A 14,166-nucleotide genomic window follows, 5' to 3' on the forward strand; every position below is an offset into this window, starting at 1 on the left:
ATGCAATCAGTTCGCCAAAGCGTTCACTCATCAGCAGCTCGGAGGGGTTGGGGGGAATTTGTCCGCGAGGGATCAGATCAAAATGTGGAATCGATGTCGGTTTCGCGCTGGATGAGATATCCCCCTTGCCGATGAGGATCTCAGACAGACCGTTAACGTTATTGGTCCCCAGCAGCTCGTGGGTATAGCCTTTGCGCATGTCGCAGTCGATCAACAGCACGCGTTTGTTGGTCTGACTAACGACCGCCGCCAGGTTGGCGCAGACAAACGTTTTACCAATTGACGGGCTGACGCCGGTCAGCATCAAGACGTTGTTGCGCGCCTGCATCATGGCAAAGTGCAGGCTGGTACGCAGGCTGCGGACCGCTTCTATCGCAAGATCCGTCGGATTCCCCACTGCCAGCAACTGGCTTTGCTTGTAGCGTTTCACGCCTTTAATGGTCTGCACGTTATCGCGTGCTTTTTGCCATTCTGATAGCGGAATGCTGGCATACACGCTGATACCATGCTCTTCCAGCGCCTGTGGGCTTTCAATGCCGCGATTAAACAGGGAACGCAGCAGTACGCCAACCACTGAAAGCATCAAACCAAGAATGATGCTACCGAGAATAATCAGCGTCGTTTTCGGCTTCAGCACGCCTGGCTGGGCAATCGCGGGATCGACGATGCGTACATCTCCGACCGTACTGGCCTCGGTAATCTTCAGCTCCTGCTGCTTGTTCAGCAACTGCATATAGACCTGCTGGCCGGACTCCACGTCACGCGTCAGGCGGACAATTTCCTGCTGCGTTTTCGGCATCGCCGTTACGCGCCCGTTCAGCTTGCTTTTCTCATCTTCCAGCGCCTGGCGTTTTTCCAGCAAGGTGCGGTACGCAGGGTGCGCTTTGGTGAACAGCTTGGAAATCTCCGCTTCTTTGAAGGTCAGCTCATTAAGCTGCGCATCAATATTCACCATGGAATCCAGCACCGCTTTGGCTTCCAGCGGCAAATCCACGGAGTCTTTGTCCTGACGAAAGGCATTCAGCTTGTTTTCGGCAACGTCCAGCCGGTTACGCACCTCGGGCAACTGCTTTGCCAGAAACGCCAGACTTTTGGCGGCCTCTTCAGATTTACGCTCCACGTTTTGTTGCAGATAGTTGCGGGTAATACTGTCAAGGATCTGGCGGATTTGCTCACGGTCTTCGCCGGTAAAGGTCAGGCTCAGTACGCCAGTGTCTTTGCCGGTTTCCGTCACCATCAGATTATTTTGCAAGGTGTTGATCATGCCCAGCGTGGAGAATTTGCTGACGGTAAATTGGCTCTCAGGGCTGGCATGGATCGCCTCGACCAGCATCGTCACGCCGTCATGTTTCAGCACCTGCCCAACCTGCCCCTGGGCGCTAAAACCCCCGTCACTCACCAGCTGATAACTTTTGTCATTCAGCACGCTTAGCGTGAAGGTCTGTTCATTCATTGCCTTTGGCAGCGTGAAAGTCGTCACGTTAACCGTTTCGTTCTGGCGACCCATCAACCGATCCCAACCCGCGCCAAAAATGGGGAACGTATCTTTGGTAACCGCGATATCCAGGTTGAGATCGTCTACCGTTTTCCCCAATACCAGCCGTGACTGGATGAGCTGAATTTCCGCTTCAGAGGCCGGAGGTTTGTTCGACAACGCCGAGCCAATATCCTGCACCAGTGAATTTCCGGTATTTTGCTCAATTTGCACCAGCGCGTCCGCACTGTAGATCGGAGTGGCAAATAGCGTGTAGACCGCTGCGCATAATGCAAATGCCGCAGTAATACCAAGCACCCACCAGCGGGCTTCCACCACCGTTGCCACCAGACGACCAATATCGATTTCATCATTGCCCGTTACCGGCGCAGCAGACTGTTTTACTTTTTCTGTCATTGTTTTCCCTGCTCTGCGTTCAGTGCCTGAGCCCATTGGCGTGCAGACCGTTCAAGTAATGCGTACACCGCGTCAAACGCATCACGGCTTTTACGATACGGATCGGGAATTTCGCGCTCGCTGTCCCAGTGACCAAACAACATCACTTTGCCGCGCATCTCCGGCACCATTTCACACAGGGCAGAGATATGGCGTTTTTCCATGGTCAGGATCAGGTCATACTCCCGGCACATTCGTCCCGAGATCTGCCGGGCACAATGATTCTCCAGTGACAGGTTGTGCGCCTGCGCCACGCTGATGGCGCACGGGTCCGCGCCTTTGCCTACCAACGCCCCGAGACCGGCAGAAGAGACCGTCAGCGCCGGGTGAAATTGCCTTAACAAGCGCTCTGCCGTCGGAGAGCGGCAAATGTTCCCCACACAGACAACTAAGATTTTGTTAAACATGACGATTACCAGTTGTGAAGGTCGCTAGCCGTGTCCGTCATATAGCGAACACCGCTAATAGTCGGCAGCAACTGATTGATCAAACGGTTCCAGCGAGCAACCGGCGCGGTAGTGACGTACACCACATCGTATGGCTGGAGTCGGAATGACGTCGCCATCACCAGCGATGTCGCATCGGACATATCAAGCTGATAGATATTGGCAATCTTGCCGTTGTTCCCGCCCTCGCCTTTCAATGGACGAATAACGAAAATGCCGCTGGCGTTGGAGGTGGTCAGGTCGATACCTTCCGCGTTGCCTAGCGCTTCGGTGAGCGTCATGCCGCTGAAGTCCATTTTGAGGGTGCTCTGTTTTTTCACTTCCCCCATCACGAAGACTTTCAAATCGTCATTACGCGGAACAAACAGGATGTCGCCAGGATAGAGCAGACGGTTCTGGCTCAGGTCGCCATTTTGCATTAGCGCTTGCAGTGAAATGCGTTGCTCCTGCCCTTTATGAGTCAGTACAACGTTGCGCCAGTCTGCCGCCTCGGTGAGACCGCCTGCGGCGTTAATGGCATCGAGAATGGTAAGCGGCACGTTGGTGATGGCCTGCTGGCCGGATTTGTTCACCTGCCCGGAGACATAGGCCTTCTGCGAACGGAAAGCGGCGATATTAACGTCCACCTGCGGGTCAGCAATGTACTTCGCTAAGCGCCCGGTAATATCACTACGAATTTCGGCCAACGTTTTCCCTGACACGCTAACTTTGCCGATGTAGGGGTAAAACATGGTGCCATCAGGCTGCACCCAGTTGCCGGCATCACTTGAGCTACGATACTGCCCGGCCGGCGTGGTGAGTTCAGGATGATCCCAGACGGTAACATTCAGGACATCGCCCGGGCCGACCCGGTACTGATACCCGGAAATCTCCTGGTCGAGAGACATATTAGGCTGCGCAACATTTGGTCGGGGACGTAATTGTTCGACCAGTCGTGGGGTGAGTGGATAAACATTCACCATGCGATCGATATCAAAATCAGCGTCCTGCTGTTTAATCACATCTTTGCCCATCGTAGACATATTGCTGCCCGGAAGCACGGTACAACCGTTTATCAAGATTACCGATACCAATACAGGCATCAATTTAAGTTTGGATTTCATCATTGATTATTTATCACTTTGGCAGAGTAATTATCACGTGCGATCTAAATAGCGACTTCGCCTGTACGCATTTACCTTGCCGTTAATTGAAAAGGAATTTAACTGGCATCTGTCCTAAAAAAAATGAATTCATCTGCGGTCTCTTGACAGAATAATTTAGGCTCGTCTCAGGCGACCAGACACGCTACCGCCCCTGGCTTCATTAGCTACCAATGCACTGATTAATTTAAATTTTTATCTTCCTCTTTATTTTCATCACATTCACAACGGGAACGCATCAGGAATAGCGCCGCTGGTTGATAAGGAAATATTTATCTTTTGATTATTACCGGAGGAATTGTTGCAGCTAAGCGAATATCAGGCAAGGTAACAAGTTACCGACAACTTGCTTTTAAGATTAATATTAAGCGTTGAATTTGTATATTTTTAGGATTTTATTGATATTGACAACATTAATATAGAAATATCCCACCTGCGATATTTCTTAAAGAGCTTTGAATTAATAATATTATTTCCTGTAGTTACATTAAGGCTAATATCCCGTACCTGGTTGTAATAGGCTACAGAGAAATCCCTCCTCGCCATTGCATTTTTCGCCAGTTTTACCCATGATCGAATTGTGACAATTGTCATACAACTATGGGTATAGCATTTACTATGGAATGGATTGCCGATCCGTCAATCTGGGCCGGACTCGTCACGCTAATCGTGATCGAACTTGTTCTTGGCATTGATAATCTTGTTTTTATTGCCATCCTCGCGGAGAAACTGCCTCCTGCCCAGCGGGATAAGGCGCGTATTACCGGGCTACTGCTGGCGATGGTCATGCGCCTGCTGCTGTTGGCATCAATATCATGGCTGGTAACGCTGACCACGCCGCTGTTCAGCATTCGCGGCCTGAGCTTCAGCGCGCGCGATCTGATCATGCTGTTCGGCGGTTTCTTCCTGCTGTTTAAAGCCACCATGGAGCTAAACGAACGGCTGGAAGGCAAAGACAGCGAGAACCCGACCCAGCGTAAAGGCGCTAAGTTCTGGGGCGTCGTCGCGCAAATAGTCGTGCTGGACGCTATCTTCTCCCTGGATTCCGTCATTACCGCCGTAGGGATGGTCGATCACCTGGCGGTAATGATGGCTGCGGTGATTATTGCCATCAGCCTGATGGTGCTTGCCAGCAAGTCGCTGACGCGCTTTGTCAACAGCCATCCAACTATCGTCATTCTGTGCCTGAGCTTCTTGCTGATGATTGGTTTCAGTCTGGTCGCCGATGGCTTTGGTTTCCATATTCCGAAAGGTTACCTGTACGCCGCCATCGGCTTCTCGGTCATGATAGAAGCATTGAACCAGTTAGCTATCTTTAACCGCCGTCGCTTCCTGTCAGCCAACCATACCCTGCGCCAGCGCACCGCCGAGGCGGTAATGCGACTGCTGAGCGGGCAAAAAGAAGACGCCGAACTGGATGCCGAAACCGCGGCCATGCTGGCAGACCATCATGAAGGCCAAATTTTTGCCCCTCAGGAACGGCGGATGATTGAACGTGTGCTGAACCTTAATCAGCGTACTGTCAGCAGTATCATGACCTCGCGCCATGATATTGAACACATCGACCTCAATGCGCCGGAAACAGAAATCCGCGCTTTGCTGGAAAAAAACCAGCATACGCGTCTGGTGGTCACCGGCGAAGATGAGCAGGAAGACCTGCTGGGCGTGGTGCATGTCATCGACCTGCTGCAGCAATCTCTTCGCGGCGAGCCGCTCGACTTACGCGTCTTGATTCGCCAACCGTTGGTGTTCCCGGAAACTCTGCCGCTGCTTCCGGCGCTTGAGCAGTTCCGTAACGCCCGGACGCACTTCGCTTTTGTGGCCGATGAATTTGGGTCAGTTGAAGGGATTGTAACGCTCAGTGACGTGATGGAAACCATCGCCGGTAACCTGCCAAATGAGGTAGAGGAGATTGACGCCCGCCATGACATTCAGAAAAACGCGGATGGTTCATGGACCGCTAACGGACACATGCCGCTGGAAGATCTGGTGCAGTATGTGCCTATCCCGTTAGATGATAAGCGTGAATATCACACCATTGCCGGACTGTTAATGGAGTATTTGCAGCGCATCCCGAAAACCGGGGAGGAAGTTCAGGTCGGCGACTATCGACTAAAAACCCTGCAGGTGGAAAATCATCGCGTGCAAAAAGTCCAACTGATACCGCTGCACAGTGAAGAAGAGATGGATTACGAGGTGTAAATCACGAGCCGGAGGCGGCATCAACCGCCATCCGGCAATATGAATCAGAGTTTATCCAGCAACTTTTTAACATCTTTACCGTTGCGGGAGTCTTTATTGCGATCGGCCCAGTCGTTAAGGCGACGTTTCGCTTCATCCTGCAAATGCTTACGCAAAATCTGATCGACCTGCAGACTGTAGTTTAGCGCCTGCCACTGACCGTAGACTCTGAGAGGAACCGGGGTAGCCTTCAGGAAGTTAATCAGCTTACTTTCGCCATCCCAGCCGCCCAGCACGCGAATGTTAAACAGCGTGTCGCAGTTCAGCTTCACCAGATCCAGCGTTCCCTTGCCGGTCAGCGCCAGCATCGCCGACTCACCCGCCATGTTATCCAGCGTAACCTCGCCGTTATCCAGCGTCATATCGGTTACAAAATGATCCAACCGGGTCACGTTATCCAGGTTTTGCTGAGCTTTAACATCCCCACCGCTACGTTCGACGGCCTGTTGTATCATCTGCTGGAAGTTCATTCCTTCCATTCGCGTATCGCTCATTTCGACATGGGCCTGCCCTTGCCAGCTATGACGAAACGCCTGGGCATCAATATCTGAGCCAGAGAAATCCCCTGCCAGTGACAGCTTACCAGTGAGGGCGATGGGGTAGTCGAAGGCTTTCAGGATAGTACCAATTTCTACGCCTTCCAGGCGCGGATGGAAGACCGCTCGCGGCTGTCCTTTTCTGGCATCCAGCATACCAGGAAGCGACACCAGCCCGCCGTCACTTTTCCCCTGCAACTGCGTAACGTTCAATAAGCCGAACTGGTTGTCAATTTTTGCCGAAACATTGTCAAACGCCATTTTCCGCCACAGCACTTTGTCAGCTTGCAACGCGATGTCTGCCGAAAATCCCTTCAGTCCCTGATACGAAACGGCATCAACCTGGGAAGCAATGACGGGGCGCGCCAGCGTTGACTGACTCTGACCTTGCTGAACCTCACCGTTCGTCGTCACAGCCTCACGCTGTACGAGCAGATTGTCCAGATTGAGCTGACCAAACTTCAGGTCGACGGCCCATTCTGGTTTATCCAACAATGTCACATGAACTTGCCCGGCGAGAGAGCTGTCGTTAGCGGTCAAATGAATCTGGCTAAACGCGAGCTGTTTTTTCTCTTCCAGCCACTGCGCCTGAAACTGTCCCTGGCCTTTGATCCCCTGCGCCGGTAGATCGGCCCCCTGCAATTGCCAGCTTACCTGCTCAATATTCGCGGATAAGTTATGCGGGTAGTCGGAGGCATCAACGCTGCCGTTGAAGGATAACGCGAGGTCACGCTGATCGCGGTTAACGCGCCCGGAGAAATCAAACGTGCCGCGGTGCTGGTTATCCTGTTCCATGTCCAGACGAATATCGCGAACCGTGACCTGTTCATCGTCTTCATGCTGGAATACCAGAACGCTATCGGCAACACGCAAGCGGGCAATATCAAACGACCATCCTCTGTCTTCAGCCTGGTCGGGCAACGTATTGTCTTTTGGGGCAACGGGCGCATCTTCGCCGCGCACCGCTTCAGTTTGCGGGGTCAGTTGAATCACCGCGCCTTTGAGCATCACCTGCTTCACGCTGAGCTGGTGACTCAACAGCGGCCACAACGCGACGTCAAGACGCATATTGTCGGCACGAATCAGGGGTTCGCTGGCGCCTTCAGCCGTTAACACCATGCGCCCCGAGAGGATGCTCAGCTGAGGCCATACGTGCCAACGCAGCGGGCCATCCAACTGCAGCTGATATCCGCTACGCGCAGCAACCTGCTTGACCATATATGCGCGGAAATCATTCGGATTAACCAACAGTACTAACGCAGAAAAACCGGCCACCAGCACGACCAGTAGGATCATCAGCGTCGTCAGAAATCGTCTCATGCTATCCCCAATGGACTGAAAATACTCAGTCTTTATCGATCCGGCTGGCAACGGCGCCCTGCTGATCGCGATACTTTGCATCCTGACGACGGTTGTAAGGTCGCGCCGCCGGACCGGAAAGCGGTTCGAAGCTTAATGCGCCAATCGGCATGCCAGGACGCAGGGCCAGCGGTAGTTTTCCGGAGTTGTAAAACTCCAGTACGATGCAGCCAGACCAGCCCGGATCGATACGGTGTGCGGTGACGTGTACCATCAGTCCCAGACGCGCCAGCGAAGAACGGCCATCTAACCAACCCACAAGATCGGAAGGCAGCGTCACGGATTCGAACGTCACTGCCAGCGCCAGTTCGCCCGGATGCAGGAAAAATGCCTCGCCGTCTTTGAGGACGATTTCATCACTCATCACGCGATCCAGCGCGGCGCTGACTTCATCTTTCGGTCCGCTCAGATCGATATACGCCGCCGTATGCCCGCGGAACGTACGGAATTTGTTGCCAAGGCGCACATCTACCGTGGCGCCGTTGATTCGCTCGACAGGAGGGCGTGGATTGATCGACAGACGACCTTGATCCAACCAGGCTTCAATATCTCGGTCACATAAACGCATGGCACTTTCTCCTTTCGTGCTTCAACCCCTTAATGCCAGGTGCATTAAGGGTGAACCAGGTTATCACTGAACGGTACACAATTCGCTGAACTTATTCAAAGAACTGACTGATTTTAGCCTTCAGAATATCGATGGCGATGCGGTTTTTACCCCCGCGCGGCACAATGATGTCGGCGTATTGTTTTGAAGGCTCAATAAATTGCAGGAACATTGGACGGACGGTTTTCTGGTATTGCGCCATCACTGAATCCATTGAACGACCACGTTCGTTCACATCGCGCTTGATACGGCGCATCAGGCAAATATCCAGCGGGGTATCAACAAAAATAGAGAAGTTCATCTCATCACGCAAACGCGCATCCGTCAGCAGCAAAATGCCTTCCAGGATGATGACTTTCTTGGGTTCGATATGAATAGTGTCTTGCGTGCGCGTGTGCTCAACGTAGCTGTACACCGGCAGCTCAATGGCACTACCGCGTTTCAGCGTTTGCAGATGTTGGAACAGCAGGCTGTGATCCATCGCGTTCGGATGGTCGTAGTTGGTTTTTACACGCTCTTCCATCGATAGATGGCTTTGATCTTTGTAATAGCTGTCTTCGGGAATAACGCCAATATGTTCGTCACCGACTTGTTCACGCAATTCGCGATAAAGAGTACTGGCAATAAGACTCTTGCCGGAAGCCGATGCGCCGGCAATGCCGATAATGACGCACTGATGGGACTGATCAGTCATAAATTTAGCGACCTGATTAACCTGGATGTTAGGAAGGGCGGCGCCGAAACGCCAAACGCGGCAATTATAGGGATTTCAGCGGCGCGACGCCAGCCCAGGCTGCACCAATGCCTTCCCTGTCGCAAATTAAAACGGTCATATTTAAAGCATGCGCTACATTTATTCGCCAGCCTTAGTAATTAATAGCTTGAGAGTGTTAATTTATGAGCAGCTGGCGTATAAATTGTAAATTATTTGTACTAGCATAAACCCAGATTAAATGTGATGCGTCCGGCATCTCTACTGGGCGACAACGGCTATTTGGGTAGAGTGGTAATGAGTAAACAATCCCAACATGTTTTAGTTACCTTACCTCATCCTCTACTGCGCCTGGCCAGTTTAGGTCTGGTGGCTTTCATCTTTACGCTGTTCTCGCTGGAACTGTCTCGTTTCGGGGCGCAGCTGGCGCCGCTGTGGTTTCCGACCTCAATCATGATGGTGGCTTTTTACCGTCATGCGGGAAAAATGTGGCCGGGGATCGCGCTGGCGTGCTCATTGGGTAACATCGCGGGTTCTTTGCTCTTCTTCCCCGGAGAGTCGCTTAGCTTTACCTACACGGCCATCAACATTATTGAGGCTGTCGTGGGGGCAATGTTATTGCGCAAACTGCTGCCCTGGTACAATCCTTTACAAAATCTCAACGACTGGGCGCGCCTGGCATTCGGCAGCGCAGTGGTCCCTCCGCTGCTGGGCGGCGTATTACTCTGGTTATTATTACCGCAAGAAACGTCGTTAAATACCTTCCTCATTTGGGTGCTGTCAGAATCCATCGGCGCGCTGGCGCTGGTACCATTAGGTTTACTGTTTAAGCCACATTATCTGCTGCGCCACCGCAATCCGCGATTACTGCTTGAAACTCTGATTACGCTTCTGGTGACGTTAACGTTCAGTTGGCTGTCGATGATGTTCATTCCATGGCCGTTTACCTGCGTTATTGTCCTGTTGATGTGGAGCGCTGTCCGTCTGCCGCGTATGGAGGCGTTTTTAATTTTCCTCAGCACCGTGATGATGGTTTCGCTGATGTTGGCCGCTGACCCTTCGCTGCTCTACACCCCCAAACAGAACATGATGACCAGCATACCGTGGCTGCCGTTTTTGATGATCCTGTTGCCAGCCAATATGATGACCATGGTGATGTACGCGTTTCGGGCAGAACGCAAGCACATCTCAGAAAGCGAAGCGCGCTTTCGCAATGCTATGGAATATTCCGCAATTGGCATGGCGCTGGTCGGGACTGAGGGGCAATGGCTACAGGCCAATAAAGCCTTGTGCCAGTTTCTGGGCTATAGCCAGGAGGAGCTACGTTCGCTCACCTTCCAGCAATTAACCTGGCCGGAAGATTTGAACAATGACCTCGAACAGTTGAACATGCTGGCACGCGGGGAAATTAACAGCTATTCCATGGAGAAGCGCTATTACACGCGCGCGGGCGAGGTGGTATGGGCTTTGCTGGCCGTTTCGCTGGTGCGCCATAGCGACACCACCCCACTCTACTTTATTGCGCAGATTGAGGATATTAACGATCTGAAGCACACCGAGTGGATGAACAAACGGCTGATGGAGCGCATTACGCTCGCTAATGAAGCCGGGGGGATCGGCATTTGGGAATGGGAACTGCAGCCTGATGTGATCAGTTGGGATAAGCGTATGTTCGATCTCTACGAAGTCCCGGCACATATCAAGCCCAGCTGGCAAGTCTGGTATGAATGCGTTGTGCCTGAAGATCGCGAACACGCCGAAAATGTGATTCGCGATTCGCTGGCCGCACGAGCCCCGTTTAAGCTTGAGTTTCGTATCGCAGTAAAAGGTGGCATACGGCATATCCGCTCGTTGGCCAACCGGGTACTGAATAAAGACGGTGAAGTTGAACGCTTACTTGGCATCAATATGGATATGACCGAGGTGAAGCAGCTCAACGAAGCGCTATTTCAAGAAAAAGAGCGTTTGCATATTACACTGGACTCCATCGGCGAGGCGGTGATTTGTATTGATGTCGACATGAATGTGACCTTTATGAATCCGGTCGCTGAGAAAATGAGCGGCTGGCAGCAGGAAAACGCAATTGGCATTCCGCTCCTGACGGTACTGCGTATTACTTTCGGCGATAACGGTCCGCTGATGGAAAATATCTACAGTGCCGACATGTCGCGTAAGGCAATGGAACAAGAAGTCGTCCTGCATTGTCGCAACGGCAACAGTTATGACATTCAGTACAGCATCACGCCCCTCAGCACCCTTGATGGCGGCAGCATTGGCTCGGTGCTGGTCATTCAGGATGTCACCGAGTCACGTAAGATGCTGCGCCAGCTTAGCTACAGCGCTTCGCATGACGACCTGACGCAGTTGGCCAATCGGGTCAGCTTTGAAAACCATCTCAAACAGTTGCTGCATACGGTGCACGACGCGCACCAGAGTCATGTGCTGGTTTTTATCGATCTTGATCGTTTTAAAGCGGTGAACGATAGCGCAGGTCATGCTGCAGGCGATGCCCTGCTGCGCGAACTCTCTTCACTGATGCTAAGCATGCTGCGGTCCAGCGATATGCTGGCGCGCCTTGGCGGCGACGAGTTTGGTCTGTTGCTGCCGGATTGTAATATCGAAAGCGCCCGCTTCATCTCAGGTCGCATCATCAGTGCTATTAACGATTACCACTTCATGTGGGATGGCCGCTTGCACCGCATTGGCGCCAGTGCGGGAATTACGCTGATTGATGACAAAAACCATGTTGCGACTGACGTCATGTCTCAGGCGGATATCGCCTGCTACGCGGCGAAAAACAGCGGACGTGGGCGTGTCTGCGTCTATGAACCCCAGCAAAGCCAGGCGCATGCCGCGCGTAGCCAACTGTCATTGGACGAACAAAAGCATACCATTATGCACAGCCCGATGCTGATGATCGCCAGAGGCGTGGCTTCTCCACGTATACCTGAGACGTTTAGCTTCTGGCTTATATCGCTACGCTTAGGGACCGCTGAAGGCGAAGTGATTGAAGAGCAGACATTCCGTACCGGGCTGGTCGATCCCACATTGAATCAAGCGCTCGACCGTCGGGTATTCAGCGAATTCTTCCAGAATGCTGCCCCGGCAGTCGCCAGCAAGGGCCTCAGTGTTGCGCTCCCCCTTTCCGCCGCCGGGCTGCTCAATTCAGAACTTGTTGATGAGCTGCTGGAACAATTGCAACATAGCCCGTTACCGCCGCGGCTGCTGCACCTGACCGTTCCGGCCAGCGTCATCAAAACGAATCCAACGCAGGCGATATCCGCCCTGCATCGGCTACGTCAGTTCGGTTGTCGAATTGTGTTAAGTCAGGTCGGTCGTGATTTAGAGCTTTTTGACAATCTGAAATACCACATTGTCGATTACCTGTTGCTCGACAGCGAGCTAAGCGCCAGCGCTCACGGAGACCTGATTGACGAGATGTGGGTGTCCATTATCCAGGGCCATGCCCAGCGTCTGGACATTAAAAGCATCGCCGGTCCGGTGCAGTTGCCGCTTATCATGGATGCGCTTTCTGGCATCGGTATTGACATGATTTATGGCGACATTATTGCCAACGCCCAACCGTTGGATCTGCTACTGAATACCAGTAATTTCGCCATCAACTGACGGTTGCCAGCCATCCGTGTACCAGATATGCAAGAGTGCATAGGAGCGCCAGGGTTTCCAACGCTCTGCATACCGCCGGATCTGGGCTGGCGTCATGCCGGGAAAACGCTGTTTAATCAGATAATCATCCGGCAGAAAAACATCCTTCGCCTGCCAACCACGCAGCGCAAAATAGTTGGCGGTCCAGCGCCCTATTCCGGGAAACGTTTGTAGTTGCTTAACGCCTTGCTCAATATCGTCAGGCGCTTCTGTCGCAAGCGTTCCTTCAAGCGTTGCACGCGCCAGGTGAATCAACGCTTCAGCGCGTTTGAGCGGCATCCCTAACGCTTTCAGGTGCAACGGTTCGGCGTCAGCAAGCGCTTCAGGCGTGGGAAAACAAACATACCCTGGCGCATCCTCCAGCGTGTCGCCATAAGCATGGGCGACTTTCGCTGTCAGTTTTGCCGCCATAGCCACGCTGACTAACTGCCCTAAAATCGCCCGTACCCCTTGCTCAAAAGCATCGACACATCCCGGCAGGCGCAGTCCCGGACGCGCCGCACCAAGGCTTCCCAGCGCGCTGACTATTTGCTGCGGGCAACAGGTAAGATCAAACAAGCGGGTTATTTTCGCCAGGCACTCGGGGGCGGCGGGTTGTAATCCCGAACTTAACGTCACGTGTAGCACATTGGCGTGCAAATCCGGTAAGACGCGCACCAGACCCCGATGCTCCCCTACGGACAGGCTTCTGGTATAACTCAGTTCCTCCACCGTTTCGACACCGTTAACCGCACGGGCGGCAAGAAATCCCAGCATCCAGGGCCAGTCATAAGGCGGTTGCCAGCTCAGCGTGAACATTCAGTTTTCCTTTTTATGCAAACCTACAGCATAAACGGTATTCAATCGATGCGCCTTGCTTTCATATTCCAGTTGTCGGAGCGTCAACATTTCGTTAAAGTCACGCCCCTTCTTCACTGGCATGGGGATTTTTACGGTGTTTATTGGTTTTGACTACGGTACGGTAAACTGTTCAGTGGCCGTTATGCGTGACGGGCAGCCTCACCTGCTCAAAATGGAAAATAACAGCACGCTTCTGCCTTCAATGCTGTGCGCGCCAACGCGCGAAGCGGTCAGCGAGTGGCTGTATCGCCATCACGACATCCCAACCACGGACGACGAAACGCAGGCGCTGCTTCGCCGCGCGATGCGCTATAACCGCGAAGAAGACATCGACGTTAACGCCAACAGCGTGCAGTTCGGTCTGGCATCGCTGGGTCAATATATTGAAGACCCGGAAGAGGTGTACTTCGTTAAATCGCCAAAATCATTTTTGGGTGCCAGCGGTCTGAAGCCGCAGCAGGTTGCGCTGTTTGAAGATCTGGTCTGCGCGATGATGCTGCACATACGCAACCAGGCACAAAATCAGTTGCCGGAAGCCATCACCCAGGCCGTTATTGGTCGTCCCATCAACTTCCAGGGGTTAGGGGGCGATGACGCCAACGCCCAGGCGCAGGGTATTCTTGAACGTGCGGCTAAACGCGCCGGTTTTCAGGATGTCGTCTTCCAGTACGAGCCGGTAGCGGCTGG

Annotated in this window: 9 protein-coding genes and 1 pseudogene; 3 read left to right on the forward strand and 7 right to left on the reverse strand. The window is 52.8% G+C overall.

Annotation, left to right across the window (positions count from 1 at the left end; all coding sequences use genetic code 11):
- Positions 1-6: 6 nt before the first annotated feature.
- The 3 genes and pseudogenes from wzc to FDW87_RS06400 form a co-directional block, all read right to left on the reverse strand.
- Positions 7-1,891: pseudogene (wzc, locus tag FDW87_RS06390) on the reverse strand (tyrosine-protein kinase Wzc); the annotation flags it as partial.
- Positions 1,888-2,337 carry a low molecular weight protein-tyrosine-phosphatase Wzb gene (wzb, locus tag FDW87_RS06395; protein WP_016156925.1) on the reverse strand — a complete coding sequence of 150 codons (450 nt, stop codon included), beginning with the start codon at positions 2,335-2,337 and terminating at the stop codon, positions 1,888-1,890. The pseudogene wzc and the gene wzb, both read right to left, overlap by 4 nt.
- A 5-nt stretch (positions 2,338-2,342) precedes the next feature.
- Positions 2,343-3,482, reverse strand: a complete 1,140-nt coding sequence (locus FDW87_RS06400; protein WP_047499630.1) for a polysaccharide export protein — start codon at positions 3,480-3,482, stop codon at positions 2,343-2,345.
- A gap of 654 nt (positions 3,483-4,136) precedes the next feature.
- Between FDW87_RS06400 and FDW87_RS06405 the strand changes: the two genes are divergently transcribed.
- Positions 4,137-5,720 (forward strand): TerC family protein, encoded by a 1,584-nt coding sequence (locus tag FDW87_RS06405; protein ID WP_019077138.1) that lies wholly within the window; start codon positions 4,137-4,139, stop codon positions 5,718-5,720.
- Between the two features lie 44 nt (positions 5,721-5,764).
- Here FDW87_RS06405 and asmA read toward each other — a convergent pair whose 3' ends face one another.
- The 3 genes from asmA to udk form a co-directional block, all read right to left on the reverse strand.
- Positions 5,765-7,615 (reverse strand): outer membrane assembly protein AsmA, encoded by a 1,851-nt coding sequence (gene asmA, locus FDW87_RS06410; protein ID WP_075848347.1) that lies wholly within the window; start codon positions 7,613-7,615, stop codon positions 5,765-5,767.
- 25 nt (positions 7,616-7,640) lie between these two features.
- On the reverse strand, positions 7,641-8,222 hold the full coding sequence (dcd, locus tag FDW87_RS06415; RefSeq protein ID WP_016153598.1) for a dCTP deaminase: 582 nt from the start codon (positions 8,220-8,222) through the stop codon (positions 7,641-7,643).
- A 91-nt stretch (positions 8,223-8,313) separates the two neighbouring features.
- Positions 8,314-8,955 carry a uridine kinase gene (gene udk / locus FDW87_RS06420; protein WP_003036776.1) on the reverse strand — a complete coding sequence of 214 codons (642 nt, stop codon included), beginning with the start codon at positions 8,953-8,955 and terminating at the stop codon, positions 8,314-8,316.
- Positions 8,956-9,270: 315 nt separating this feature from the next.
- Here udk and FDW87_RS06425 point away from each other — a divergent pair, with 315 nt between their 5' ends.
- Positions 9,271-12,600, forward strand: a complete 3,330-nt coding sequence (locus FDW87_RS06425; RefSeq protein ID WP_075848513.1) for a diguanylate cyclase — start codon at positions 9,271-9,273, stop codon at positions 12,598-12,600.
- Here the strand turns inward: FDW87_RS06425 and alkA are convergent.
- Positions 12,568-13,437 (reverse strand): DNA-3-methyladenine glycosylase 2, encoded by an 870-nt coding sequence (gene alkA, locus FDW87_RS06430; protein ID WP_137379549.1) that lies wholly within the window; start codon positions 13,435-13,437, stop codon positions 12,568-12,570. The two genes, FDW87_RS06425 and alkA, sit on opposite strands and share 33 nt — an antisense overlap.
- A gap of 136 nt (positions 13,438-13,573) precedes the next feature.
- Between alkA and yegD the strand changes: the two genes are divergently transcribed.
- The coding region (gene yegD, locus FDW87_RS21970; protein ID WP_252363043.1) for a molecular chaperone at positions 13,574-14,166 on the forward strand (593 nt) is incomplete at its 3' end.

It is taken from the genome of Citrobacter sp. wls826 (genome assembly GCF_005281245.1).
Lineage (GTDB): Bacteria > Pseudomonadota > Gammaproteobacteria > Enterobacterales > Enterobacteriaceae > Citrobacter > Citrobacter braakii.

Coding starts and splice junctions, on each gene's coding strand:
- wzb (WP_016156925.1), bottom strand. CDS start 2,337: ATGTTTAACAAAATCTTAGTTGTCTGTGTGGGGAACATTTGCCGCTCT.
- FDW87_RS06400 (WP_047499630.1), bottom strand. CDS start 3,482: ATGATGAAATCCAAACTTAAATTGATGCCTGTATTGGTATCGGTAATC.
- FDW87_RS06405 (WP_019077138.1), top strand. CDS start 4,137: ATGGAATGGATTGCCGATCCGTCAATCTGGGCCGGACTCGTCACGCTA.
- asmA (WP_075848347.1), bottom strand. CDS start 7,615: ATGAGACGATTTCTGACGACGCTGATGATCCTACTGGTCGTGCTGGTG.
- dcd (WP_016153598.1), bottom strand. CDS start 8,222: ATGCGTTTATGTGACCGAGATATTGAAGCCTGGTTGGATCAAGGTCGT.
- udk (WP_003036776.1), bottom strand. CDS start 8,955: ATGACTGATCAGTCCCATCAGTGCGTCATTATCGGCATTGCCGGCGCA.
- FDW87_RS06425 (WP_075848513.1), top strand. CDS start 9,271: ATGAGTAAACAATCCCAACATGTTTTAGTTACCTTACCTCATCCTCTA.
- alkA (WP_137379549.1), bottom strand. CDS start 13,437: ATGTTCACGCTGAGCTGGCAACCGCCTTATGACTGGCCCTGGATGCTG.